Source organism: Pelagibacterium limicola (assembly GCF_015694405.1).
GTDB classification, from domain to species: Bacteria; Pseudomonadota; Alphaproteobacteria; order Rhizobiales; family Devosiaceae; genus Pelagibacterium; species Pelagibacterium limicola.
In genome coordinates this window covers 473,283-498,328 of record NZ_JADQDB010000003.1, presented here as the reverse complement: position 1 = coordinate 498,328, position 25,046 = coordinate 473,283, and the positions used below count along the sequence as shown (strand labels likewise).

Below are 25,046 nucleotides of genomic sequence, written 5' to 3'. Positions count from 1 at the left end.
ACGAACGAAGCTATTGTATTGCCATTGAAGGGGTTAGGTCACGGTAAATATGGCGTGAGCGCGCACGGGTTAGCGCGTGTTGTGGCAAGAGGGCGTTGGGAAGGTAAGGGCCATATTGGCTTGGAGGGCAAACGTTCATGGATTTACAGATCGGGAGCAGTATCGGTAGCGGACGCCTGGCGGAAATCTTTGCGCATGGCTCCGATGTCATCAAGCTTTATCCCCCGGGGCAAGGGAAGGAAAAAGCCTTCCGCGAAGCCGCCAATCTTTCGGTCCTCGAAGGGACAAACCTCCCAATCCCTGCCGTGCTCGCCGTGGGGCAGTTCGGAGATCGTTGGGGTCTGAAGATGAGCCGCGCCCCCGAAGCGACGATCCCTTTGGATGATGACCGCCGTCCGCGGCTGATGGCTGGACTTCACTGGCGAATCCATCAGGTGAGGGGCAAACCGCTCACCGGCCTGCGGCGGAAATTGCGCCGCAACATCGAAAGCGCGTCACAGCTGAGCGGAGGGGCCCCCGCAATACTGCTCTCGCGGCTCGATAGCCTGCCCGACGACGACAGGGTCTGCCACGGCGATTTCCATCCCAACAACATCATGGGCAGCGAGGCGACGCCATTCGTGGTCGATTGGCTCGACGCAACCTCGGGGCCGGCGCAGGCGGACGCCTGCCGCACATATCTGTTGCTATTGTTCCACGCGCCCGCCTTGGCGGACAAATATCTCGCCGCTTACGCGAAAACGAGTGGTTGGCCCGAAGAGCAGATCCTCGCTTGGCTGCCTCTGGTCGCCGCAGCCCGGTTGGCCGAGAACGTGCCTGACGAAGAGCCGCGATTGCTAGCACTTGCGGCCGCGGCCGTCTGACTTGGGGCCATCACCGGCGCGGTGAGACGAGCGCCTGGAACTGGGCGATGGCCGCATAGACGGCAAGCCCGATACCGCTCGCAAGCTGCTCGAGTTCGACCATGTTGTGCGTGAGAAAGATAGAGACGCTGCCATCATTGGGATCGGCCTGCCACCAACCACCATAGGCCCCCGGCCAGCCGACCGAACCCACTCCGCCGCCGCACAGGGTGACCGACGCCGTGGCAGGATCCGTGACCACCGCGACGCCGAGGCCGAAGCTATGGCCGGTACCGAAAAGCGGCAGGCCGAACATTTGCGCGTTGGCACGCTGTGCGGGGGTGAGGTGGTTGGCCGTCATCAGCGCCAGGGTTTCCGGCTGGAGGAGGCGCACGCCGTTAACGGCCCCGCCACCGACGAACAGGCGGGCGAAGATGAGATAGTCGTCGAGGGTCGACCACAGCCCCTGACCGCCCGAGGCAAAGGCCATGTCGGCGGGGCGTTCGGGCAGAGCGTGGTTGCCGGGAACCGTTATGCGCTTGGTTAGGCGGCCCGCAGCGTCGAAGCCGTGTGGCGCAGCACGGCGGAAGTGGTTTTCCGGCGGGACTGCGAAACCGGTATCGATCATGCCGAGCGGATCGAAGATGCGGGAACGCAGGACATCTCCGAGGGGCGCGTCCGCGATGCGCGCGATGAGCAGGCCGAGGAGATCGGTCGCGTGACTGTAGTGGAAGGCGGCGCCGGGCTGGGCGATGAGCGGGAGTTCCGCCAGGGCGGCAATCCAGTCGTCGGGACTGAGCGGCGTGTCGATGTCGCCGCCAAGCGCCTCCGCATAGGCGGCGGCGATGGGGCCGGTGTGGAAATCGGCATAGGTGAAGCCGGCGCAGTGGGTGAGGAGGTCCTCGAACGTGATGGGACGGGTGGCGGGCACAGTGTCCTGCAGCGGGCCATCCGGGGTGGTCAGGACGCGCAATGAGGAGAACTCGGGCGCGAAGCGGGTGATCGGGTCGCCGAGCGCGAAGCGGCCTTCCTCCATGAGCATCAGTGCGGCGACGGACGTAACCGGCTTGGTCATCGAGGCGATGCGGAACAGTGTGTCGCGTTCGACGGGTAATCCGGTCTCGATATCGCGAACGCCGGCGCAAACAGCCCGGGCCGTTCCATCGCGCCACACCAGCGTCGCCACACCCGCGAGTTCTCCGGCAGCGACGGGTGCTGCAAGGGCTGCTGCAATGGGATCTCCGGATATCATCGACTTGCTTCCTGTCGCTGTGCAATATAATATAATTCCATTATAAAATAGATTCCATATAAAATAGCAATAGGGCATGACGCGAACATGAATCAGGGCGAAATGGCAGGAAATGCGCGCCGCAGACCGAAGGGCGACAAACGCCATCGCACGCGGGCGGCGCTGCTGGCGGCGGCGCGCGAGATCATTGCGGAGAAGGGTTATGAGCGCACGACGATGGAAGACGTTGCCCGCCGTGCCGGAATGACCAGCGGCGCGATCTACGGCAATTTCAGGAATCGGGACGAACTGTTCATCGCGCTGTCGGAAACCTATTGGGCACCCATTGCGCCGGTGTTCGCTCCGGGATCGAGCTTCGCCGGAAAGATGCGGGCGCTGGCCGAGGCGACGATCGCCGCGCTGCCCGAAAGACGACTGGCCGCCGTCGGGTTCCTGACTGGCAGGGCTTATGCCTTGACCCATGCGGAAATGCAGGCGCGCGTAAAGGAGGTCACGGCAAGGGATTATGACGCAGGAGCGGAATGGGTGCGCGCTATCGCCGAGGAAGAGGAGTTACCGATGCCGCCCGAACTTCTTGTCCGTGTCGCGCACGCGCTGGCTGAAGGGTTGACGCTTCAAAGGCTACTGACACCGGAACTCGTGCCCGATGAGGTGTTTTATGCCGCGTTCGCGATGCTGGCGGTCGAGCGCTCCTGACCAGCCTTCATGTTGACATATCCCTGCAGGAAGCCGAGGTGATAGGTTTGAAAAGCGAGCCCGGAACGAACTTATGCCCTTTTGGGAAGACAAGCCGCTTGAGGCCATGACCACCGAGGAGTGGGAAGCGCTCTGTGATGGGTGCGGGCGGTGCTGCCTTTTAAAGCTCGAGGACGAGGATACCGGCGACATCTATACCGCCGATGTCCGCTGCAAGCTCCTCGACGGCCAGACGTGTGCCTGCACCGATTATCCCAATCGGCAGGCCAAAGTTCCAGATTGCATCAAGCTGACCCCTGAAAAGGTGCTCGAGATCGGCTGGATACCCACTTCATGCGCCTACCGGCGGCTGGCCGAGGGCAGGGGGCTCGCGTGGTGGCATCCTCTGATTTCCGGCGATCCGGAAACGGTGCACACGGCAGGCATATCGGTGCGCGGGCGCACAGTGGCCGAAAGCGAGGCCAATACCGAGGATTGGGAAAGCCATATCGTCGATTGGCCCCATTGGGAGCCCGAGGACCAGGCGGACTGAAAAAGCCGGCTATTGAATAAGCGGCGCCGATAGCCTATCTAGGGGCGACAATTGCATGGCTGGCCGCCGCTGGCCCTTCCCGCAATCGCTGCGCATATCCGACGGAACGGGCTCTGGCCTGCGTCCCGCATTTGCGCCCGGACGCCGTTCCCCGCTGTCATCGCTCTGACGCGACAAGACGCTAGGCTGGGACGGTGTGATTCACAACGACATGAGAAAGACGTGGCCGCACAGGCGGCCGGAAAAGAAGAACAATGACACGATTCAATTTTAACGCCCGAGCCCGGATGTATCTGGGCCGCGACCGCGCGACCGCGCTGGCGCAGGGGCCAAAGACATTCCGCACCGCCGCCGAGGCCATTCGCTTCGCGGTCGAGGAGGCCGCGCCCGTCAGCCTGCACGGCGCCCTGCTCGTCGTGGGCAATGAGGGCTATTCGGGCGCCCGCATCCGGGCGATCTATGACTCGCCAGCCTATCCGCTGCGGCGCAAGGCGGATCTTGCTCAAGAATTTTCGCGAGTAAATTCATAGGCTTGTAAAAAAGTTTGCCGATGAACGGTTTCTGAATGCGCGATTCAGGGGCCGTTCGAGCGGCGCCCACTATTCCTGATCCTGCACAAAGCAACACGCGGTACGCAACACCCCGCAAGCAACAGGAGACGGAACATGAGCACCAAGACCATTTTCGCCAGCGCAGTCATCGCGGCATTCTCGTTTGTCTCGGCCCCCGCCATGGCCAACGACGTCTACATCAACCAGTGGGGCTTCGGCCATTCCGCGGGCGGTGAGCAGTCGGGCTTGAACAACACCATCGGCATCTACCAGGAAGGCTGGTGGAACAAGGCGGTCAAGAAGCAGCACGGCAAAAACAACGTCGCGGCCACCGGCCAGTCGGGCTGGAACAACTCCTCCACCACGTCCCAGACCGGCAACAACAACGCTGCAGGCGTCGGCCAGTTCGGCTCGAACCACACCACAATCCTCACCCAGGACGGTAACGGCAACATCGCCGCGGGCGTTCAGGTCGGCAATGGCTGCTCGGCCAATGTCAACCAGGCCGGATCGGGCAACGTCGCCGCTTTCGTCCAGGCCTGCCCCTGATGAACCTGGGAGGGCCAAGGCCCTCCCGGTCCACCCCCAGGTCCTCAAGGAGAAACGAAATGACTCGCACCCCTAACCGTATTCATGCCTATGCCTTCGCCATCGGCGGGGCGGTGGCCGCCATCGGCGCGGTCGCGGGCACCGGCTTTGCTCACTCGACCATCGAAACCGACGTGGTAGGGTGCGAGGTGCTCGCCAATGCGGCGGGCGGCGGCTTCGCCCTCGAGGCCGTCTACCACGCCGAGGCCTCCCAGCAAGGCTCCTATCAGTTTTCGGTCCAGAGCGTCGGCGGTTCGAGCCGCACCAATATCAACCAGGGCGGCGGCTTTTCTGCCCTCGCCGGTGAAACGGTGACCCTGGGCCGCGTAACGGTGGGCGGCGCCGCTGCCTACGACGTGACCCTCAAGATCGACGCTGGCGGCAAGTCCGTCGAATGCGGCGGCCGCATCAACGCTCGAGCCTGAAGCCACACCCTTTCATATTTGCCTCCCCAAAACCCACTCGCCCCGGTCCGCCGGGGCTTTTCTTTTGGGAGGAGTGAGAAGGGTGCAGCGATGCTGCATCGCATAAAGTCAGCGTTCGGCGCTCCCCCCAACATTAACGCCAGATAAACGCCGGTTTCCGGATCGGTTCAGGGCGGCTGTTCCAATGTGCGGTCATCGGTTGAACACCGGGCCAGATCAAAAAGGAGCAGGAACATGGTACGCAACATCACCAAGACCGCAATCGCAGGCATCATCGCAGCAACCATCGGCTTTGCAGGGCTCACGGCCCCCGCACAGGCCAACGGCCAGATTTCGATCAACTTCAACCCCACGACCGCCGATCAGGCACAGGCCGTCAAGCTCGGTCTCGGCATCTATGCCCTGACCAAGGGCATCCAGGGCGGCGGCGGGATCACCCAGAACGGGATGAACAACATGGCCGGCGTACTCCAGAACGGAAGCGGCAATTTCGGCGTCGTCCATCAGGAAGGCAACAACCACAACGGTTCGCTGCAGCAGCACGGCAATGCCAATTCCTACGGCCTTTTCCAGTTCGGCAAAGGGACCAACGCCCATGTGAACCAGCATGGCGGCCAGACCGGGCTGGGCTTCGTCTTCGGCTGGTAAACCGGGCCACCAACACGCATTTTTGCAAGGCGCTGCCGGTGACGGCGGCGCCTTTCGGTTTGTGCGCTCGGGGAATCGGTGCAGTGTGACGGCGAATTCTGCCCCCCGGAGCTCACATGACTGTGCCTGCCTACCCCGTGTTCGACGGCCATAACGACACATTGCTGCGCCTTTTCGATGCGGATCTGAAAAAACAGCCGGCCGATTTTTTCGCCGGCATCGACACCTTTCACATCGATATGCCGAAGGCGAAAAAAGGCCGGTTCGCGGGCGGCCTTTTCGCGATGTTCACGACCAATCCGGAGGGGGAAAGCGGCGCGCTGGCCGGCAAGCCCGTGATGGGCGCACCCATCAAGCGGGCCCGGGCCGAGCACTATACCTTCGGCATGATGGATAAGGGCGATGCCCTGGTCGCCGACTCGAAGGGAGCGATCCGGCTCTGCAAGACCGCCACCGAGATCCGCACGGCCATGGCCGATGGCGCGATGGCCATGGTCTACCACATCGAAGGCGCCGAGGTGATCGACACCGGCCTCGAAGCGCTCGATACGCTCTATGCGCGCGGGCTGCGCTCGGTGGGAATCGTCTGGAGCCGCAACAACGCCTTCGGCTATGGCGTGCCGTTCAGCTTTCCCGGCGACCCCGATTACGGTGAGGGGCTTACCCGGGCCGGGTTCGATCTGGTGCGGGCCTGCAACCGCCTGGGATTGATGATCGACCTTTCGCACCTCAATGAAAAGGGCTTCTGGGACGTCGCGCGCACCTCCGACAAGCCGCTGGTTGCCAGCCATTCCAACGTCCACGCGCTCTCGGCCTCGCCCCGCAACCTCACCGACAGGCAACTCGATGCCATTGCGGAATCGAGGGGCCTTGTCGGGCTGAATTTCGCCTGCGGCTTCCTGCGCCCCGACGGGCAGCATGTGAGCCGGGGCACGACGCTCGACATGGCGATCCGGCACCTCGATCGCATGATCGAAAAGCTCGGCGAGGATGGTGTGGGGATCGGCTCGGATTTCGACGGCTGCACGCTGCCCGAAGAGATCGGTGACGCGTCGGGTCTGCCCCGGCTGGTCGCCGCAATGGCCAGGGCCGGTTATGGCAGCGAGCTGATCGCCAGGATCACGCACCGGAACTGGATCGGCTTGCTCGAACGGACCTGGGGCAAATAGAAAAAGCCCCGGGGACAAGTCCGGGGCTTTCCTTGGCAATTATTCAGCCGCTACCGGCGACGTATCCAGCGCCTCGATGCTCTCGATCCGGTCATAGACATCCTGATCGAGAATGCCCTGGCGCTTGGCGACGATGGTCGGTACCAGCGCTTGCCCAGCCACGTTGACCGCCGTGCGGCCCATGTCGAGGATCGGGTCGATGGCCAGCAGCAACCCCACACCTTCGAGCGGCAGGCCCAACGTCGAAAGGGTCAGCGTGAGCATGACCGTCGCGCCGGTCAACCCCGCTGTGGCAGCCGAACCGACCACGGAGACGAAGACGATCAGCAGATAGTCGGTGATGCCCAGCTCTATCCCGAAGAACTGCGCAACGAAGATCGCCGAGATCGCGGGGTAGATCGAGGCGCAGCCATCCATCTTGGTGGTGGCTCCGAGCGGGACGGCGAAGGATGCATATTCGCGCGGGACGCCGAGGTTCTTTTCCGTCACGCGCTCGGTGATTGGCAGCGTGCCGATGGAGGAGCGGGAGACGAAGGCAAACTGGATGGCCGGCCACGCACCCTGGAAGTAGCGGATGGGGTTGAGCCCATGCGCGGTCAGCAGCGCCGGATAGACGATGAAGAGCACGATGGCGAGCCCGACATAGATGGCCGTCGCGTAGACGCCGAGCTGGGCCAGCGTCTCCCAGCCATAGGCATAGACCGCGTTGCCGAGCAGGCCGATGGTGCCGATCGGAACGAGCCGGATGACCCACCAGAGCAGCTTGAGCACGACCTTGAGGAACGAGCGGTTGAATTCGAGGAACGGCTTGGCCGCGTCGCCGACCTTGAGCGCGGCGACACCGATGGCGATGGACAGCACGAGGATCTGCAGGACGTTGAAGTTGAGGCTCGTCGTCGCCCCGGAGTCCCGTACCGTGGTGGAGGCTTGGAGCCCGAAGATGTTGACCGGGACCAGCCCGGTGAGGAAATCGAGCCATGTGCCCGTGCGCGAGGGCAGGCGGGCCGCTTCGGCGGTGACCGCGGTGTTGACGCCGGGCTGGAAGATCAGCCCCAGCGCGATGCCGATGGCAACCGCGATCAGCGCGGTAATGGCGAACCAGATCAAGGTCTGCCACACCAGCCGCGCGGCGTTGTTGAGTTCGCGAAGATTGGCGATGGAGGCAACGATAGCCGTGAAGATGAGCACCGGCACCAACGTGCGCAAAAGCGTGACGAAGGTGGAGCCGATGGTCGAAAGCGTCTGGGCGAGCCAGTTCGGCCCGCCGTCGACCGGGCCGATGGCGCGGGCGATGAGACCGAGGACAAGGCCGATCACCAGAGCGACCAGCACCTGGAATCCGAAATTTGCGTATAGCGGTTTGGACGGCCGGGCCGTCGGTGAAGACGTGGTCATGGGAGGAACCTTCAGGTCTTTGAGGGCGGGCAAAAATCCTCTCGGGATGAGCCGCCGATTATTCAAAGCCTAGTCCTCATGCCGCCATTCGCCAAGGCTTCCGATTGCGCGGAAACGACGCGAGAGAAAAAATTTTGGTGGCCTTTGGCGCTCGGGCGGAATGGAACAAGTGGTCCTGAGCCGCCCGGCGCTAAAGCTGGACGCGCAGCCCGGAAAACAGCCAATCCGCGATCTTCTGCCCGAACGGGCGGTCCTCCCAGCTTTGCAACGTCACCGGCCGCGCGCGGGCGAGGTCGGCGTCGTAGAGGGCGATCTGCTCGGCGGCAAAGGCCGTATCGTGGACGTTGAGGTTGAGCTCGTCGTTGAGCCGGAACGAGCGCTCGTCGAAATTGGCCGAGCCTATCGAGGCCCACTGATCGTCCACGATCAGGATCTTGGCGTGATACATGGTGGGTTCGAATTCGTGAAACCGCACGCCGGCCTCGAGCAGTTCGCCCCAGAAATGGCGCGAGGCGCTGCGCACGACGGCCTTGTTGGTATGCTCGCCGGGGATGAGAATATCGATTTCGACCCCGCGCCGGCGGGCCTCGAGCAGCTGCGCCAGCGCAATGTCGTCCGGGACGAAATAGGGCGTGCCGATGCGGATATGGTGCCGGGCGGACGCCAGCGCCGTCATGGTCATCAGGTGCATGTCGTTGCGCTCGCCCGTGGTCGAATAGACCACCTGTGCCTGACGCTCCCCGGCGGACTGCGGTGCGGGAAAATACGCCTCGCCCATGAGCTGCTCATGCGTCGCTTCCACCCAGTTGTGGACGAACGCGCCCTGGAACTCGCCGACGACCGGACCTTCGACCCGATAATGCGTTTCCCGCCATTCATCGGGATTGCGGGCGTCCCCCTGCCATTCATCGGCGATGCCGACGCCACCGGTAAAGGCGGTGCGGCCATCCACGATGAGGATCTTGCGGTGGGTGCGGTTGTTGATCTTGTCGATGGTATACCAGCGCACGGGCCGGAAGCGTACGACGCGAACGCCGGCTTCGGTCATGATGTCGAGGAGGTCGTCTTCCATCGGGGCGCTGCCCACCCAGTCGAGCAGCACGCGAACCTCGACGCCCGCCCGCGCCCGTTCCGCAAGGGCGTGGGCGAAGCGCTGGCCGATTTCGCCGCTCCAGTACACATAGGTCTCGAAGTTGATGCTGCGCTCGGCGCCCGCGATCGCTTCGAGCATGGCCGGAAAGATTTCATCGCCGTTGACCAGCGTTTCGATGCTGTTTCCGCCAAGAATGCCCGAGCCGAAAAGCCCGTTCATCGAGTGAAAGAACGTTGGCGTGCCTGCCGAAAGAACCGGGGGTAACGGCGCTTCCAGCTCGTGCTTGTCAGGCGCAAAGGTGAGGGTGAGCAGCGTGGCGACCACGCCTATCGCGATGCCAAACCCGAATAGAACCGGCTTTGTGATGAGCAAGTTGCGAAGGTTCATGTATCCCCGAGCCCCGCACGTAAACGCGAAATGCGGGGATTTGGTTCATTGCTTCATGACCCGGACTTCGCCCGCTCCATGTAGTGGGTGCGCCGGTCGTTGGGGAACTTCTCGAGCGCGGCGCGCAACATGGTCCGCGGCATGGTGGCGGCATATTTGTCGAGGAAGGCGATCAGCGCAGGGTCCGATTGCGGGATGCACCGCAGCATCCAGCCTACGGCCTTGTGCACGAGGTCTTCCCGGTCATCGAGAAGGATTTCGGCAATGGCGAGCGTGTCGGCAAATTCGCCCCGCTTGATAAAGGCGAAGGTCGCGAGAATTGCGGTGCGACGCTCCCATTGGCTGGCGGACCGCGCAAGCTCGTAGAGCAGGGTGCGCTGACCGTCCACCAGATGCGGGCCGATCACATGCCAGGCGCCCAGGTCGACAAGGTCCCAGTTGTTGATCCGGTCGTGGCGGCGGAGATAGAGCCGGTGCAACTCCTCGCGGCGCTCGGGCGTGGTGGACTTGAGCTTGTATTGCTTGGCCATGATCGACACCGCGGCAGCCCGGTGTTCGTGGATTTCGCTCTCGAGCAGGATTTCGATCTCAGAAGGGTCCAGAGCGACGAATTCCTTGGCGAGATCGAACACCGCGCCCATGCGCACACCCATGAACACGTCGCCCTCGCCATATTCGCCGGTGCCGAGCTTGAAATAGCGGTTGTATTTCAGCTTTTCGGCGTCCGACTGCAGCGCATCCATGCGGCTCTTGACGGCCTCCGCCGTGAGCGCGGCCATCAGCTCTCGGTGCTCCTCTGCGCGGCCTGGAGATCCTCGAGCAGGGCGTCGAGCCGGGAGTAGTTCTGCTCCCAGACCTGCCTGTATTCTTCCAGCCAGTCGGTCGCGGCCTTGAGCGCCGGACCTTCGATCTTGACCGGCCGCCGCTGCGCGTCGCGGCTGCGCGAGACGAGCCCCGCGCGTTCGAGCATCTTGATATGCTTGGAAATGGCCGGCTGGCTCATGTCGAAGGGCTCGGCCAATTCCATCACCGTCGCTTCCCCCTCGATCAGCCGCGCGAGGATAGCGCGGCGCGTGGGATCGGCAAGCGCGATGAAGGTGGCGTCCAGACGTTCCGATTCCGTCATTTTATAACCGTTTGGTTTGATACCCTTAAGGTTATGCAATCGGAGGGCAATGTCAAGTTCAAGCGGAATCTCCGTCTGGCGCCGCTTGCCTATGGACCGCTGGAAAATGTGGGGTAGGGTGTCGGCGCGGGCGAACGGTGTTCGTCCTTTGGGCATTGAACAATGCTGATACCCGGAGGCAATCATGACAATCAAGGCCACCCCCCGTAACGACCGCGAACTCGTGCTCGACCGGCTGCTCGATGCACCGCGGGACAAGGTCTATCGCTGCTGGACCGAGCCGCATCTGCTCACCCAATGGTTTGCGCCCAAGCCCTGGAGCACCCCGCGCGCCGAACTGGACGTGCGCCCCGGCGGCACCTGCTTTGTCGTGATGGCTGATCCCGACGGCAACGAATTTCCCAGTCCCGGCGTCTATCTCGACGTCGTGCCCAACGAAAAGCTGGTGTTCACCGACGCCTACACCCAAGCCTGGGAACCCTCCGAGCGGCCCTTCTTCACCTGCGAGCTGACCTTCGCCGACGAAGGCGGCAAGACCCGCTACATCGCCCGCGCCAAGCACTGGAACGTCGAAACCCGGGAAGAACACGAGAAAATGGGCTTCCACGAAGGCTGGGGCGCCTGCGCCGACCAGCTCGAGGTATTGGCCAAGTCGCTTTAGACGGACGGATCGGAAGAGAGGTGCGGCGATGCTATGAGGGCGACTTGGTCTCCCGCTCCAGCCACGCTACGGCGTAGGGCAGTATCCCGGCCGCATCGACCAGGACACAGGGCGCGTTCCCGACCTTGCCGCGTGTGCCCCTGCCGCTGGCAAGATAGCTCTCGACGATTTCGGTGAAATAATCGCGATCATCGAGCACAGGGCAGAGATAATCGCCGGTGTCGAATTCCTCGATCATCCGCCATTCCAAGCCGGCCGGGCTCAGGTACGGCACTTCTGCGCGTTTGATGCGCTTGCCCGGCACATTTGCCAGATGCTCGGCGTGGTGGATCAGGGTCATGGTATCGACCGGTGCGCCCAGCATCAGCACCTTGCCCTTGGCCTCGACCAGTTTGGCGAAGGGTGAACCGGGCCCATATCCATAATCGATAGGGTGATCTGCGACGAGCCAGTCCGCGCGCGCGCCGAGGGCGGCAACTGAGGCGCCGGAATTGGCGCTGCGTACGGCACCGGGAGTTGTGCGCACGAATTCGGGGAAGGAGCCGTTTTCGCGGAACGCACGCGAGGTGAGAGGATCGTAAGGCGGGATATGTACCCGCCATTCCTCGGGCACCCGCCCCTCCGCGTCGAGCAGGTCTTCATAAGACGCATCCCAATCGCAATAGGCCGCAATGGTGCCTTCCGGCCCCACGGCATCGCGAAGCGCGCCGATGATCGCGTCGGGGCCGCCAAGCACGCGGCCGATTTTGCTGAGCGCTGCATGGACCATCACGATATCGCCGGTCGCAAGCCCGAGACGGGAAAGGTCGGCGGTCAGGCCCGCGCGGGTCAGGAAGTCGGTCATGGGCCCCTCACAGCAGTTTGATCGGAAATGTAGGTAACCCGATGGGCCGCCGCAACGTGCTTAACGCGCTCTTAAATTCCTTGGCGCAAAATGAGGCTTCAGTTGAGTATCGGCCAGACGCAGGGCTTGTTCCGTTCGGGGGCGCGGACAGGCTCTCGCCACAATGGCGAGGCATGATGTGCCTGCATGGCCGAATAACGAGTAGGTGTAACCGTGCGTAAAACAGCCCCAGTTTCCGACCTTACCCGTATTTCGCGCCGTCAGGCGCTGGCCTTGACGCTCGGCGCCGGCGCTAGCCTGGCCATGCCCGGCATATCCTTTGCGAGCGTTCCCAACTTCGTGTCCTCGCTCTGGCCCGATGCGCAGGCGCGCGGCGTCTCGCGCGCCATTTTCGATCAGGCCTTCGCGAGCTTCGCGCCTTCCGACCGCATAATGAGCCTCACCCGCTCGCAGCCGGAAATGGTCAAGACCACCGGACAGTACATAGCCGATGCGGTGAGCGCGGCGCGCATATCGACCGGCCAGCGGATGCGTGGCGAATGGAGCCAGACCCTGGCCAATGTGCGCGGACGCTGGAGCGTGCAGCCCGAGGTCGTGCTGGCCATTTGGGGCATGGAGACCAATTACGGCTCCTATATGGGCGGCAATAACGTGATCCATGCGCTGGCCACGCTGACCTACGGTCAGTACCGCTATGCGTTTTTCAAGAACGAACTTCTGACCGCGCTGCAGATCCTTCAGGCCGGACACGTGGCGCCCTCCAACATGGTCGGCTCCTGGGCCGGTGCGATGGGCCATACCCAGTTCATGCCTTCGAGCTTTGTGACCTATGCCGTGGACTACAACGGCAACGGCAAGCGCGACATCTGGAATTCGGTGCCCGATGCCCTGGCCTCGGCGGCCAACTATCTCAAGTCCCATGGCTGGCGCGACGGCGAGACCTGGGGCTACGAAGTCGATCTGCCCGGCAATTTCGATTATGGGCGCGCGTGGGATATCGACCGCCAGAGCCTCGCACAGTGGCAGGCCATGGGCGTGCGCCGCACGGGCGGACGCGAATTCCCCAGGCCTTCTGACCAGGGCCGCATCTTCATGCCATCGGGTGCGCAGGGGCCGATTTTCCTGCTCACGCACAATTTCGATGTCATCAAGCGCTACAACAATTCCAACAATTACGCCCTGGCCGTCGGCCACCTCGCCGACCGTATCCTGGGTGTGGGCGGCTTCGCGAGGGCCTTTCCATCCAACGAAACCGGTCTCAACAAGGCGATGCGTACCGAGTTGCAAAGCCTGCTCAACGCGCGAGGCTATAATGTGGGGACGCCGGACGGCGTCATCGGCCCCAAGACCCGCAGTGGCATCATCGCCTTCCAGCGCGCCAATGGGCTGACCCCGGACGGCTACCCCTCGAGCATGCTGCTCTCGCGGCTGCGCTAGGCGGGCGATAGACTGGCGGAGTCGGACTTCCCCATCGCTTCCCCGGCCTTGGGCCGGGGCGGCCAATGGAGAGATGCCTCACCCGAGCCGCCAGATCATTGTCAGTTCTTCCTCGATCCAGTCGGCTCCAAGCGCGCGGTAGAAGGCGAGGGCGGTGGCATTGCGGTTCCAGACCTGCCAGAGCATGGATTTGCAGCCCCGGGCGAGGGCAAGGGATCGGGCATGTTCCATCAGCGCCCGCCCGGCACCCAGGCCCCGCGCCTCATGGGACACGAACAGGTCCGCGATGTAGAGCGCGGCCCCGACCTGTTCCATGCGGATGCCGAAATAGTAGACGAGGTAGCCGATGGGCTCATCGCCCGAAAAAGCGATGGCCGCCTCGCAGACGGCTTCGGGGCCGAAGCACAAGGCCTCGAAATCCCCGAACAAGGCAGGATCGATATTTTCCGGCTCTCCCAGCGTATCGAGCCAGGCGTTGAACTGCCGCCACAAGGCGCAGAGCGCGCCCAGATCGGCCCGCGTTGCCGCCCGAATGGACACGGCGGCCGGCTGTGCCGTTTGCAATTCCCTAACCATAAGACGGGCCGTTATTCATTTTTCCTAAAATCGGGGGTAGCCTAGAGCAAATGCGGTGGAAAATCATCCGAGGCAAACATGGCCATTGAACAGGACACCGGGGAGGAAGGCAGGATTGCCGCACTTTTCCGTCACGGTATTCCGGGCGTCAATGCGGACGACGCGCTGGATCGCATCGTCAAGATCGCCCGCGCGGCGCTCGGCGTGCCGATCGGCGCCGTCACCGCGGTGGAGCGCAACCGGCAGTCATTCCTCGCCTTGCGCGGGCTCGATGACGCCCCCCTTCCGCTCGATCAATCCTTCTGTGCCAGGGCGGTCACCGACAACAAGACGCTGATCGTGCCCGATGCGACTGCCGAAGAGCGGTTTTCCCAATTCGAGCTCGTCAAGGGCAAGGCCGGGGTGAGGGCCTATATGGGCGTGCCCGTGGTGTCCGCTGACGGATATCCGCTCGGCACGGTCTGCGTGATGGATACCCAGCCCCGCGCATTTTCCGAAGACGACGTGACCGTTCTCGTCAATCTGGCCCGGCTCGCCGCCTCTCATCTGGCCACGCGCCAGTCCGAAAGCTTCGACTTCGTGACCGGCGCCAATACGCGCCGCCGGTTCCAGATGGATGTCGAGCGCGAATTCGACCGTGCGGTCCGTTATGACCGGCCCGCCTGCCTCGTCTTCGTCGACCTCGACAATTTCGCCCAGGTCAACGAGGCCGTGGGCCCTGAAATGGCCGATGAGGTGCTCAAGGCCATCGCCAATCGCTGCCGCGAGGCATTGCGCTCGACCGACGTTTTCGGTCGCATCGGCGGCGAGGAATTCGGCATGCTGCTGCCCGAAACGCTGGCCTATGAAGCCAGCCAGTGCGCCGAGCGACTGCGCGAAACGATCGCCAAATTGCGCTTCAGGGCAGGGGGCGAGGTTGTCTCGATAACGGCCAGCTTCGGGGTCGCCCCGCTCAACCCCGCCATCAAGTCGGCCGTGCACTGGTTCGCCCAGGCCGACATGGCCGTCATGACCGCCAAGCGCGCCGGACGCGATTGCGTCGCCTTCGCGCCCCCTACCGAAGACGCGCCGGTCGGGCTCGACGAGGCTCACGAGGAGGCGGCCGCAGCGCGGTTGCATTGATCCGGGATCCGGTAACTTGCGATTCAGCATGTTTTTAGGCGGTACGTTCATCGTACCGCCTTACTTGTAGTTATAGACTTCCGGCTTACGCTTACGGCAATGGGAAGAAATCCCAAGGAGGTGCCGGGATGCGCGGTAGCGCGAGCCGAAATGCACGAGCCTATATCCTGCGCAGGCAGCGCGGTTTCACGCGCGCCGAACTCATCGCGGACGGCGTGGTGCATGGCGTCGGGCTGCTCGTGGCACTGGTGCCCGGGACCATCCTCCTCACCGTGGCGATGCTCCAGACGGCACCGGACGAAATCGCCGCGCTTGCCATCTATGTGGGGTCTTTCGTTACGTTGCTCACCGCGTCCATGGCGTTCAATCTCTGCCCGGAGGGCCGGTGGAAGGCCTGGCTGGCGCGGCTCGATCAGGCGGCAATTTTCCTTTTCATCGCCGGATCATATACGCCGTTCCTCGCCCTGCTGGGCGATGTGCCCATTGCCGAAAAGCTCCTCATCTTCGTCTGGGCCACGGCAATCGTCGGGGTGGCGCTGAAACTGCTCGTCCCCCAGCATTTCGGCCGTCTGGCCATCCCGTTCTATCTCGCAATCGGCTGGAGCGGTGTCATCGCCTTCCAGGCCTTGGCGGCAGCACTCCCCACGACGGCCCTCTGGCTTTTGCTGGCCGGCGGCATCGCCTATTCGGTGGGGATCATCTTTCACGTCTGGGAGCGGCTGCATTTCCAGAACGTACTCTGGCACGTTTTCGTCGTGATCGGCGCAACGCTGCACCTCGTCGCCGTATTCGACTCCATGGTCGTCAGCCGGCTGTAGGGAAATCCCGCCCCAACAACGCATACCGCCTTAGCGCGAAGGCCCATCGGGCTCGTCCGCGAGCACCTGATCGTATGCCGAAGGTGAAACGCGCGCGGCGATGGATTTGACCAGCGCGCGCTCGCGCAGCCAGATGTAAAGCCCCGAACCGATGACGATCGGAGCTCCCACAAACAGCCAGATGTCAGGCGGCTGGGCAAAGATCAGCCAGCTGGCAAGGCTCATCCAGATGATCTGCGAATAGCCGAACGGCGCCAGCACCGAGGCCGGCGCATAGCGGTGCGCGGCAATGGCGATCTGGTGACCAATCATGGCGGCGATGCCGACGCTGAGGAAAATCGCCCATGTAAAAAGCGAATCCGGCCACACCCAGCCGAAAACGACGAAGGGCAGCAGCGCAATGGCGCCGACTGCGCCAACATAAAGCTGCATGACGAGCGCGCTTTCCCGCCCGGCAAGCTTGCGGGTGAGGATGAAATAGAACGCCCCGGACAGCGAGCAGGCGAGCGAGAGGAATACGGCCCAATGGAATTGCGCGTCCCAGGGCTGGACGATCACGACGATGCCCGCGAACCCCACGAGAATGGCCATCCAACGCCGCCAGCCCACCGTTTCCCCCAGCAGGGGCACCGACAGCGCGGTAACCAGCAGGGGAATAGAGAACATGATGGTCGCGGTGACCGTAAGCGGAAGATAGATCAGCGAGACGAAATTGAGGACGGTCATCCCCAGGAGCAGCATCCCGCGAACGACAAGGAGTGTCGTGTTGGACGAGCGGAACGCGCCCAGCCCCAGCCGCGGTAATGCGAGGCCGAGCATGAAGGCGAACTGCACGACATATCGCCCGAACGCCACCTGGAGCGGGGGCATGCCATTGACGACCATCCATTTGGCGGCCGCATCGCAGGCGGTGAAGAACACATAGGTGACGAGCACGATCCCAATGGCGAACAGGCGCCTGTCTTCTGTGGGCGCAACGGGTTGGGACATCGGGGAAGGCCTAAGGGAAAGAAAAGGGGGGTAAAGCGTTTTGAAAGGCTAGCCTATTGCGCATATTGTGCAAGCACCAAGAGAATGAACGGGAGATTTGACATGACGACCAGCCGCCGCAACGTGGACCGCGTACTCGACAAGGGGGAAAAAGATCTCGTTGAAAGCTCCCGGCATCCCGGCGTCTCGGCGCTCGACGGCAAGGAACTCGCAAAGCTCGTCAAGCTGCTGCGCGAACGCCGCGACCGGGCTCGCGACATCGCCAAGTCCCAGCGCCGCAACGCCCGCGGCAAGGGCGCCGGAACCGCCAAGGAAGGCGCCGAACGCGGCAACAAGGAAAAAATGAGCGTTCTTGCCCAGGCCCTCCAGCGCGCTAATAAGGAAGTTGCCCGCCGAGGAGGGATCGAAGGGTAGGGGGTCCGAAATTCGGCTGTCGCCGAACCGCCGATCCTCCCCGCAAGGGGAGAAGTGCTGGCCCCCGGGCAAAGGGGAGAGGCAAAGGATCGGCCTCTGATCGAACAGGCAAGCATACCGGCCGTTGCAGCACCGCACTGAATTCCGGGGTTTCTCCCCGGAATCCAGATCGATGTTGCCGCACCGCAAAGCCTTTCCGCTGGATCACCCGGACAAGCCGGGGGATCGGCAGGTGTTTGGATCCGAGCGGGAAAGGCGCGCGGTCTCTACTCCGGCAGGATCCGCACGGCCCCCAGATCGGCCGAGGACGCGAACGCCGCATAGGCCTTGAGGGCCGTCGTCACGTTGCGCTTGCGCTTTTCCGCCGGCTTCCAGGCGTCGGGGCCCTTGGCTTCCATCGCGGCGCGGCGGCGTTCGAGTTCGGCGTCGGACACCAGAAGGTTGATCGTCCGGTTGGGGATGTCGATCTCGATCCTGTCGCCCGCCTCGACCAGCCCGATGGCGCCGCCGCGCGCCGCTTCCGGCGAGACGTGGCCGATCGAGAGGCCCGAGGTGCCGCCCGAAAAGCGCCCGTCGGTCAAAAGGGCACAGGCTTTGCCCAGCCCCTTGGATTTGAGGTAGCTCGTGGGATAGAGCATCTCCTGCATCCCCGGTCCGCCCTTGGGGCCTTCATAGCGGATGACGACGACATCGCCTTCCTTCACCTTGCCGGTCAGAATGCCCGAGACCGCAGCGTCCTGGCTCTCGTATACAACGGCCGTGCCGGTGAATTTGAGGATCGAGTCGTCGACGCCCGCGGTCTTCACCACGCACCCGTCGCGCGCGATGTTGCCCTTGAGCACGGCCAGCCCGCCATCCTTGGAATAGGCGTTCTCGGCCGAGCGGATGACCCCGCTCTTGCGGTCGAGATCGAGCTCCTTCCAGCGGTTTTCCGTCGAAAACGCTTCCGTCGTCCGCACCCCGCCCGGGGCGGCCATGAAGAAATTGCGCACGCTTTCCGAATTGGTGCGCGAGATGTCCCACTTGTCGAGCGCATCGCCCAGCGTCGCCGAATGCACGGTTGGGCAATCGCGGTTGAGCAGGTCGGCCCGGTCGAGCTGGCCGAGGATCGACATGATGCCGCCCGCGCGGTGGACGTCTTCCATATGGATGTTGGCGACCGCCGGGGCCACCTTGCACAGCACGGGGACGCGGCGCGACAGCCGGTCGATATCGTCCATTCCGAAATCGATCCCGCCTTCGTAGGCCGCGGCGAGAATGTGCAGCACCGTGTTGGTCGAGCCGCCCATCGCGATATCGAGCGTCATCGCGTTCTCGAACGCGGCCTTTGAAGCGATGTTGCGCGGCAGGACGTTCTCGTCCTCCTCTTCGTAATAGCGGCGCGCCAGATCGACGATCAGGTGCCCCGCCTCGAGAAACAGCCGCTTGCGGTCCGCATGGGTGGCGAGCGTCGAGCCGTTGCCGGGCAGCGAGAAGCCGAGCGCTTCGGTCAGGCAGTTCATCGAATTGGCGGTGAACATGCCCGAGCACGAGCCGCAGGTGGGGCATGCGTTTTCCTCGAACGCCTGCACCTCGGCATCGGTATAGGACTCGTCGGCGGCAACGACCATCGCATCGATCAGGTCAACCGACTTGACCTGATCCTTGTGGATGACCTTGCCCGCTTCCATCGGCCCGCCCGAAACGAAGACGGCGGGAATGTTGAGCCGCATGGCGGCGTTGAGCATGCCCGGCGTGATCTTGTCGCAATTGGAGATGCAGACCATCGCATCGGCACAGTGTGCGTTGACCATATATTCGACGCTGTCGGCGATCACCTCGCGCGAGGGCAGGGAATAGAGCATCCCGTCATGGCCCATCGCGATGCCGTCATCGACGGCAATGGTGTTGAATTCCTTGGCAACGCCGCCCGCCCGCTCGATCTCGCGCGCCACGAGCTGGCCGAGATCCTTCAAATGCACGTGACCGGGCACGAACTGGGTGAAGGAATTCACCACGGCAATGATCGGCTTGCCGAAATCCCCCTCCTTCATGCCGGTGGCGCGCCACAAGCCGCGCGCGCCCGCCATGTTGCGGCCGTGGGTGGAAGTGCGTGAGCGATATGCGGGCATGATTGAACGACCTGCTGCTTGAAGGGTTTGCCAAAACGCCGTCCCGCACGCCGGATCCCCGACGTCCTGACGCGCGGTCATGAGTGTGCCCCAAGTTCTAGACCGGAGTATGGAGGAAGTAAAGGGAAACCGTACCGTACCGTACGGTACGGTTGGACAAGTGCCCTTGGCTGGCGGGAAGGGCGGCGGCGGAAAAGGTGGTGGGGAAAACTCGGGGAGGAGGGTGCCAGCGCTGGGTCCGCTTTCGACCCCACAAACGACACATACGCCATCGCGATTTTGATCCGGAAGCTGACGTTCGGCTACAAGTGCACCCGTCAATGGCCCCCGCTTACGGTCATGATCATTGGCTTGACCAACATCCAGACCGCCATCAGGATCATCATCAGGTTTTCCGTGAGCGAGACAAATCCTAGGGGCACTTTCGTGTCACCGCCCACGCAGGCACATTTGAGTTCGCGTCTGTCGAGATAGACGGCCTTGAACACCGAGGCCGCACCAATCGTGCCGATGAACAACGCTATGGGCACCGAGAGCCACATGAGCGCACCGGCCAGCATCAGAAGTCCCGCGAGCGTTTCGGCATATGGGTAGATGTAGCCATAGGGCACCCATTTGCGCGCCAGAAGGTCATAGTTGAGGAACATTGTCGAAAAACTTTCGACATCGCGCAGTTTTTGCAAGCCCAGCAGCACCATGGCCGTGGCAATGAACCACTCGGCGGTCCGGAGGGCATCGAACATGCCCAACGCCGCCCAGGATATGGCCAGCGCGGTGAGAAAAGCGACAGCGAAAATGGCTATGACTGGCCGGTAAGTCAGGTCGTCTTTGCCTGGCACTTTCTTGCCGAAATATGCGCGCAGATCGGTGTAGCCGCCGATGCGCTTGTCGCCGAAAAAGGTCTGCGGCGTGGTCTCTACATCGTGTTCGGTCTTGAAGGCGTCGACCTCGGCGCGCGTTCTGAGCGGGTGATCCTCGACAGCATAGCCCTTGGATTCCAGCAGCCATTTCGATTTGAGCCCGGACGGACACAGGTGATCGGGTAGGACCATCCGGTAAAGCCGTGCAGTCGATCCTTGCGATTGATCCGATTGGGCCATGAGCGTTCTCCTTGGTCATTGCAGCGACGGACACGGGCACGCAGAGTGCCGATAGGTCTAACGGCCCAGCGCACACATGGATGCTTTGAGACAAAGCCCAAATAAGTCATCGAGGTCAGTTTCCTGCTTCCAATGATGGGAAGGTCAAGCTCTGATCGCACGGCGTGTTCACGAGCGGAAATCCGCTTGACCTTACCCCCATTGGAACCTTCACCCTGTGGATTGATATGGGCCCGGAGAAGGATCATCCAATGAACCTCATCATTGAAAACATGGCCTGCGGCGGTTGTGCCAAGGGCGTAACGGCGACCATTCGGCGCGTCGATCCCGATGCCGAGGTCGAGATCGACATCGCATCCAAGGCCGTGAGCGTGAAATCGGATACGGACACCGAAAAAATCCTGGCGGCACTCACTGAGGCTGGCTTTCCTCCTCGCCAGCTGGCGTGAACGCGGTGAAGTGCCATCGAAATGGCCGATTTTGGGATAACGCTCAATATGCAGCCGCGCCCGTCCAAAGGCTGAGAGCAATAAGGACCGAATTGATCCGTTGAAACCCCTCCGGACGCCAACGCAGTTCATACTCGCCGCGATTCTGGTTCTGGCAGTCTCGCTCGCCTTGCCAATGACAGGTGCGATGGCCGCGTCGCCTTGCCCGCAATCGATTGGCGAGGTCATGCACGATGCTCATGCTGAGCACGGCCATCATTACCATGCATCCCGGTCAATGAGTGAAGCTCCTATTGGGCTTGGGCCATGCGGCGTTGATTGCTGCATGATGGGAAAGTGCTGTGCGGCCCTTGCGCTCATGGCACACGGTGCGCCAATTGTCTGGCCAACCGGATCGCTTGAGACTCGTTTTTCTGCGGGCACTCTCCGATGGCAGACGGACGTCTCTGTTCCGCCCCCACGAAATCTCTTCGTCTGACCGTTCGAATTCACGATCAACAGGAGAATTACCAATGACACGCGTAAATCTGACTTTGGCGGCCGCCCTTGCGCTATCCGCGCTTTCAATGCCCGCTTTTGCCCAGGACAACGATTTCCAATTGCCCGAGCAGTGCTCGACTTCTGCCAGCTCGGGCGCCATGGATCATTCGTCCATGGGGCATGGCGCCATGCACGGCAATCAACATGGCGGCATGGCCTCGGGCATGATGGACATGATGGGCATGGCGGATATGGATCTCGACGCCATGCCCGAGCACGTGCAGGAAAACATGCGCAAAATGATGATCACCATGCCCGCAATGCATGACGGCATGATGATCGAGGATCCCGACATTGCGTTCGCCTGCGGGATGATCGCGCACCATCAAGGCGCGATCGACATGGCGCAGGTCCTGCTCGATCATGGCAGCGATCCACAGATGCGCTCACTGGCCGAGGAGATCATCGAGGCCCAGGTCAGCGAGATTGAGTTCATGACCAACTGGCTGGCCGAAAACGCCGACTAGGGACCCAAGGGGGCCGCGTGGATCAAACCGCGCGGCTTTCTGTCGCGAAATTGGGTAATTGAGCTGGAACCGGACAGTCCGCTTTCCACCCCCCAACCTCCCCCAAACCCCCGACACCAGCGCATCCACGGAACCCAGCCTCGGCGCCTTCAGCACGTAACCACCGATGGCGAGATGTTCGGTGTGCGGGTCGTTCAGGCCGTCCGCTCGGAAATCGCCGTGCCCGCCGCCCAGCCGGAGGACCACGCCCACTGGAAATTGTAGCCGCCGAGCCAGCCGGTGACATCGACCACCTCGCCGATGAAATAGAGCCCGTCGACGGCTTTGGCTTCCATCGTCCGCGAAGTCAGCCCGGCCGTATAGACGCCACCGAGTGTCACCTCGGCTGTGCGGTAGCCTTCCGTGCCGATGGGAAAGACCTCCCAGTTCTGAACGGTCTCGGCGATGGCGGCGAGCTTTCTGTCGCTCGCCTCGCCGATCGGTCCGGTCCAGCCGTGGGTTTCGGCGAGATAGGCGGCGAGCCGTTTGGGCAGGATGTCGCCGAGCGCTGTCGAGATCGCACGGCGGCCGTTCTCTCGCTTGGCCGACAAAAGCGAGGCAAAGACGTCGTCGCCGGGCAGGAAAACGATGCGGATCGGCTGCCTTTCGCGCCAATAGGACGAAATTTGCAGGATCGCCGGCCCGGAGAGACCGCGATGCGTGAAGAGCAATGCTTCCTCGAACGACGTCCTGCCGCAAGACACGCTCGCATTGGCCGCCACGCCCGCGATCTCCCGAAAACCGGCGAGCACGTCCTCGCCGAAGGTGAGCGGAACGAGCGCGGGGCGCGTCTCGGTTACGGCAAGTCCGAATTTTTCCGCGATCTGGTAGCCAAGGCCGGTCGCGCCCATTTTCGGAATCGACTTGCCGCCGCAGGCGACGACGAAATGCCGGGAGCGGATTTTCGCCGCCCCTTCGCCGCCGAGCGTGACGACAAAGCCGCTCTCGTCGCGCTCGATTGAGTCGAGCGTGGTGCTCAAGCGCAATTCGCAGCCGGCCTGGTTCATCTCGTCCAGAAGCATCGAAACGATCTGTTTTGCCGAACCGTCGCAGAAGAGCTGGCCGAGCGTCTTTTCGTGCCAGGCGATGCCGTGTTTTTCGACGAGCGCTATGAAATCGTGTTGCGTGTAGCGGCCAAGGGCCGACTTGGCGAAATGCGGGTTGGCGGAAATGAAGTTCTTCGCAGCTGTCCCGATATTGGTGAAATTGCAACGCCCGCCGCCGGAAATGCGGATTTTCTCGCCCGGCGCCTTCGCATGATCCACCACCAGCACGCGCCCGCCGCGCGCAGCGGCATGGATCGCGCACATCATGCCCGCCGCACCCGCGCCGAGGATGACGGTGTCGAAGGTTTCAAGCGCCATGGAACGCAGCACGCGCCCGTGCCCGTAAAAGGTAGCGCACCAATAAGGCCGGCCTCGTAGTCATTTGCAACATGGTAATTTAATCTCGCGGCACGCGGATCGGAGAGAAATATGAACAGACAAGATCCCTTTTGGGGGCGCGGTGCTGCCGGACCCATTCGCCCGGTGAAGGCTGCTCTCGCAGCGGAGCCACCCTAAACCTGCCAGTTCCCTTCCACCCCATGATTGCCGCTTGCGAAAGCAAATTGCATTGTGGCGTGTGCACTCCCACCAACTTCCCCTAAACCCCCCGATACATCACCAAAGCATCCACATACCCCAGCGTCGGATGCCGGAATGCTCCCGGCAGCCTGCCCACAATCTCAAACCCCATTTTTTGCCACAACGAAACTGCGCGCTCATTCGTGCTGACGACGAAGTTGAACTGCATGGCGCGGTAGCCCTGGGCGCGAGCGGTTTCGAGCGAGTGTTCGCACATGCGGCGGGCGATGCCTTTGCCGGCTGCAGCTTGCGCGGTGACGTAGCCGCAATTACAGACATGGCGTCCGCCGCCCTGCTGGTTGGGGCGCAGATAATAGGTGCCGAGGATGGCGCCTGAATCCTCAGCGACGAAGACCTGTTTGTCCGCGCCCATCCAGTAGGCGAGCGCTTCATCGCGGCTCAGATCGGGATCGAGCGTATAGGTCTCGCCCGCGCGGATCACGGGTTCTATGATCGACCAGATAGCGGGGGCATCGGCTTGGGTGGCGGGGCGTATGTGCATGCGCGATGATTAGCGTTTGCAGCCTCGACTGGAAAGCCGGTTGTCGCGTTGCCATTGTCCGCTGCAAATGCGCCGCATAGACTTGCCCGCCAACAGAAACCCGAGTCCCATCATGATCCTCCCCGGTTACGTACAAACCATGGCCGCCTACAATGCCGAGCTCAACCGCCGCGTCTATGGCGCTGCGCTTCGGCTTTCCGAGGAGGACCGCAAGGCCGATCGGGGGCTGTTCTGGAAATCGATCCATGGGACGCTGAGCCATCTCTATTGGGCGGACCGCATATGGCTGTCGCGCTTCGGGGCGGCGGAGGCGCCGGAGGTGGCGATCAAGCAGAGTGGGAGGATGGTCGAGGATTTCGACGATCTCTGGACCCGGCGTCAGGCGCTCGATGACGATATCATCGCCTGGGGCGAACGGGTGACGCCTGCGGACCTCGAGGGCGATCTCGTCTGGTATAGCGGTGCGGTGGGCCGTGAGATGACAAAGCCGCGCGCGCTGTGTGTCATGCAGATCTTCAACCACCAGACCCATCACCGCGGACAGGTCCACGCGGCGCTGACGGCGCTTGGCGAGGCGACGGGGGATACCGATCTGCCCTTCGTGCTGCCGGAACGGTGAGAGGAGGGGCCGCGGAAACACAGCCGGC

General features: G+C 62.7%; 28 protein-coding genes. 16 read left to right on the top strand and 12 right to left on the bottom strand.

From position 1 onward, the window contains the following. Nucleotides 1–137: 137 nt before the first annotated feature. Complete coding sequence (locus I2G20_RS08555; protein ID WP_196259265.1) at nt 138–863, top strand: phosphotransferase family protein; 726 nt, start codon at nt 138–140, stop codon at nt 861–863. A gap of 10 nt (nt 864–873) precedes the next feature. Here I2G20_RS08555 and I2G20_RS08550 read toward each other — a convergent pair whose 3' ends face one another. After that, nucleotides 874–2,094, bottom strand: a complete 1,221-nt coding sequence (locus I2G20_RS08550) for a serine hydrolase domain-containing protein (RefSeq protein WP_196259264.1) — start codon at nt 2,092–2,094, stop codon at nt 874–876. An 87-nt stretch (nt 2,095–2,181) separates the two neighbouring features. Here I2G20_RS08550 and I2G20_RS08545 point away from each other — a divergent pair, with 87 nt between their 5' ends. From I2G20_RS08545 to I2G20_RS08515, 7 genes are all read left to right on the top strand, one after another. Then, nucleotides 2,182–2,790 carry a TetR/AcrR family transcriptional regulator gene (locus I2G20_RS08545; RefSeq protein WP_196259263.1) on the top strand — a complete coding sequence of 203 codons (609 nt, stop codon included), beginning with the start codon at nt 2,182–2,184 and terminating at the stop codon, nt 2,788–2,790. A 73-nt stretch (nt 2,791–2,863) separates the two neighbouring features. Then, the gene (locus tag I2G20_RS08540; protein ID WP_196259262.1) at nt 2,864–3,322 is read left to right on the top strand and encodes a YcgN family cysteine cluster protein; all 459 of its coding nucleotides are present in this window, start codon (nt 2,864–2,866) and stop codon (nt 3,320–3,322) included. 254 nt (nt 3,323–3,576) lie between these two features. Then, nucleotides 3,577–3,852 carry a hypothetical protein gene (locus I2G20_RS08535; protein WP_196259261.1) on the top strand — a complete coding sequence of 92 codons (276 nt, stop codon included), beginning with the start codon at nt 3,577–3,579 and terminating at the stop codon, nt 3,850–3,852. A 135-nt stretch (nt 3,853–3,987) separates the two neighbouring features. Continuing rightward, on the top strand, nt 3,988–4,422 hold the full coding sequence (locus tag I2G20_RS08530; RefSeq protein WP_196259260.1) for a curlin: 435 nt from the start codon (nt 3,988–3,990) through the stop codon (nt 4,420–4,422). Between the two features lie 59 nt (nt 4,423–4,481). Then, a complete protein-coding gene (gene csgH / locus I2G20_RS08525; protein ID WP_196259259.1) occupies nt 4,482–4,886 on the top strand; it encodes a curli-like amyloid fiber formation chaperone CsgH in 405 nt (134 codons plus the stop codon). Between the two features lie 234 nt (nt 4,887–5,120). Next, nucleotides 5,121–5,534: a curlin gene (locus I2G20_RS08520; RefSeq protein WP_196259258.1), complete on the top strand. Its 414-nt coding sequence runs from the start codon at nt 5,121–5,123 to the stop codon at nt 5,532–5,534. Nucleotides 5,535–5,650: 116 nt separating this feature from the next. After that, the gene (locus I2G20_RS08515; protein ID WP_196259257.1) at nt 5,651–6,703 is read left to right on the top strand and encodes a dipeptidase; all 1,053 of its coding nucleotides are present in this window, start codon (nt 5,651–5,653) and stop codon (nt 6,701–6,703) included. Between the two features lie 39 nt (nt 6,704–6,742). Here the strand turns inward: I2G20_RS08515 and I2G20_RS08510 are convergent, their stop codons facing one another. The 4 genes from I2G20_RS08510 to I2G20_RS08495 form a co-directional block, all read right to left on the bottom strand. Further along, nucleotides 6,743–8,098 carry a dicarboxylate/amino acid:cation symporter gene (locus I2G20_RS08510; protein ID WP_196259256.1) on the bottom strand — a complete coding sequence of 452 codons (1,356 nt, stop codon included), beginning with the start codon at nt 8,096–8,098 and terminating at the stop codon, nt 6,743–6,745. 190 nt (nt 8,099–8,288) lie between these two features. Next, a complete protein-coding gene (locus tag I2G20_RS08505) occupies nt 8,289–9,578 on the bottom strand; it encodes a phospholipase D-like domain-containing protein (RefSeq protein WP_196259255.1) in 1,290 nt (429 codons plus the stop codon). A 53-nt stretch (nt 9,579–9,631) separates the two neighbouring features. Next, on the bottom strand, nt 9,632–10,357 hold the full coding sequence (locus tag I2G20_RS08500) for a DNA alkylation repair protein (RefSeq protein WP_196259254.1): 726 nt from the start codon (nt 10,355–10,357) through the stop codon (nt 9,632–9,634). Then, a complete protein-coding gene (locus I2G20_RS08495) occupies nt 10,357–10,704 on the bottom strand; it encodes an ArsR/SmtB family transcription factor (RefSeq protein WP_196259253.1) in 348 nt (115 codons plus the stop codon). Before I2G20_RS08495 ends, I2G20_RS08500 begins: the two co-directional genes overlap by 1 nt. Before the next feature lie 184 nt (nt 10,705–10,888). On the opposite strand from I2G20_RS08495, the gene I2G20_RS08490 reads away from it, so the two are divergent. Next, the gene (locus I2G20_RS08490) at nt 10,889–11,365 is read left to right on the top strand and encodes an SRPBCC family protein (RefSeq protein ID WP_196259252.1); all 477 of its coding nucleotides are present in this window, start codon (nt 10,889–10,891) and stop codon (nt 11,363–11,365) included. 31 nt (nt 11,366–11,396) lie between these two features. Here I2G20_RS08490 and aac(3) read toward each other — a convergent pair whose 3' ends face one another. Then, nucleotides 11,397–12,209, bottom strand: a complete 813-nt coding sequence (gene aac(3) / locus I2G20_RS08485; protein ID WP_196259251.1) for an aminoglycoside 3-N-acetyltransferase — start codon at nt 12,207–12,209, stop codon at nt 11,397–11,399. 213 nt (nt 12,210–12,422) lie between these two features. Here aac(3) and I2G20_RS08480 point away from each other — a divergent pair, with 213 nt between their 5' ends. After that, nucleotides 12,423–13,646, top strand: a complete 1,224-nt coding sequence (locus I2G20_RS08480; RefSeq protein WP_343070319.1) for a lytic murein transglycosylase — start codon at nt 12,423–12,425, stop codon at nt 13,644–13,646. Nucleotides 13,647–13,724: 78 nt separating this feature from the next. Here I2G20_RS08480 and I2G20_RS08475 read toward each other — a convergent pair whose 3' ends face one another. Next, nucleotides 13,725–14,222 (bottom strand): GNAT family N-acetyltransferase, encoded by a 498-nt coding sequence (locus tag I2G20_RS08475; protein WP_196259250.1) that lies wholly within the window; start codon nt 14,220–14,222, stop codon nt 13,725–13,727. 78 nt (nt 14,223–14,300) lie between these two features. Between I2G20_RS08475 and I2G20_RS08470 the strand changes: the two genes are divergently transcribed. Both I2G20_RS08470 and trhA read left to right on the top strand, forming a co-directional pair. Next, entirely contained in the window at nt 14,301–15,344 is a 1,044-nt protein-coding gene (locus tag I2G20_RS08470) for a sensor domain-containing diguanylate cyclase (RefSeq protein ID WP_196259249.1), read from the top strand. A gap of 128 nt (nt 15,345–15,472) precedes the next feature. Next, on the top strand, nt 15,473–16,162 hold the full coding sequence (gene trhA, locus I2G20_RS08465; protein ID WP_196259248.1) for a PAQR family membrane homeostasis protein TrhA: 690 nt from the start codon (nt 15,473–15,475) through the stop codon (nt 16,160–16,162). A gap of 30 nt (nt 16,163–16,192) precedes the next feature. Here the strand turns inward: trhA and I2G20_RS08460 are convergent, their stop codons facing one another. Continuing rightward, a complete protein-coding gene (locus I2G20_RS08460; protein ID WP_196259247.1) occupies nt 16,193–17,152 on the bottom strand; it encodes a DMT family transporter in 960 nt (319 codons plus the stop codon). A gap of 102 nt (nt 17,153–17,254) precedes the next feature. Here I2G20_RS08460 and I2G20_RS08455 point away from each other — a divergent pair, with 102 nt between their 5' ends. Continuing rightward, nucleotides 17,255–17,566 (top strand): hypothetical protein, encoded by a 312-nt coding sequence (locus tag I2G20_RS08455; RefSeq protein WP_196259246.1) that lies wholly within the window; start codon nt 17,255–17,257, stop codon nt 17,564–17,566. Nucleotides 17,567–17,832: 266 nt separating this feature from the next. Here I2G20_RS08455 and ilvD read toward each other — a convergent pair whose 3' ends face one another. Further along, nucleotides 17,833–19,677, bottom strand: coding sequence for a dihydroxy-acid dehydratase (gene ilvD, locus I2G20_RS08450; protein ID WP_196259245.1), 1,845 nt, complete (start codon nt 19,675–19,677; stop codon nt 17,833–17,835). A 317-nt stretch (nt 19,678–19,994) separates the two neighbouring features. Then, nucleotides 19,995–20,777 (bottom strand): MauE/DoxX family redox-associated membrane protein, encoded by a 783-nt coding sequence (locus I2G20_RS08445; protein ID WP_196259244.1) that lies wholly within the window; start codon nt 20,775–20,777, stop codon nt 19,995–19,997. A 251-nt stretch (nt 20,778–21,028) separates the two neighbouring features. Between I2G20_RS08445 and I2G20_RS08440 the strand changes: the two genes are divergently transcribed. Both I2G20_RS08440 and I2G20_RS08435 read left to right on the top strand, forming a co-directional pair. Continuing rightward, nucleotides 21,029–21,226, top strand: coding sequence for a heavy-metal-associated domain-containing protein (locus tag I2G20_RS08440; RefSeq protein ID WP_196259243.1), 198 nt, complete (start codon nt 21,029–21,031; stop codon nt 21,224–21,226). 512 nt (nt 21,227–21,738) lie between these two features. After that, nucleotides 21,739–22,233: a DUF305 domain-containing protein gene (locus tag I2G20_RS08435; protein ID WP_207747574.1), complete on the top strand. Its 495-nt coding sequence runs from the start codon at nt 21,739–21,741 to the stop codon at nt 22,231–22,233. A 194-nt stretch (nt 22,234–22,427) separates the two neighbouring features. Here I2G20_RS08435 and I2G20_RS08430 read toward each other — a convergent pair whose 3' ends face one another. Further along, the gene (locus I2G20_RS08430) at nt 22,428–23,636 is read right to left on the bottom strand and encodes a BaiN/RdsA family NAD(P)/FAD-dependent oxidoreductase (protein ID WP_196259242.1); all 1,209 of its coding nucleotides are present in this window, start codon (nt 23,634–23,636) and stop codon (nt 22,428–22,430) included. A 280-nt stretch (nt 23,637–23,916) separates the two neighbouring features. Further along, nucleotides 23,917–24,399, bottom strand: coding sequence for a GNAT family N-acetyltransferase (locus tag I2G20_RS08425; protein ID WP_196259241.1), 483 nt, complete (start codon nt 24,397–24,399; stop codon nt 23,917–23,919). A 112-nt stretch (nt 24,400–24,511) separates the two neighbouring features. On the opposite strand from I2G20_RS08425, the gene I2G20_RS08420 reads away from it, so the two are divergent. Continuing rightward, nucleotides 24,512–25,018 carry a DinB family protein gene (locus I2G20_RS08420; protein WP_196259240.1) on the top strand — a complete coding sequence of 169 codons (507 nt, stop codon included), beginning with the start codon at nt 24,512–24,514 and terminating at the stop codon, nt 25,016–25,018. Nucleotides 25,019–25,046 lie beyond the last annotated feature (28 nt).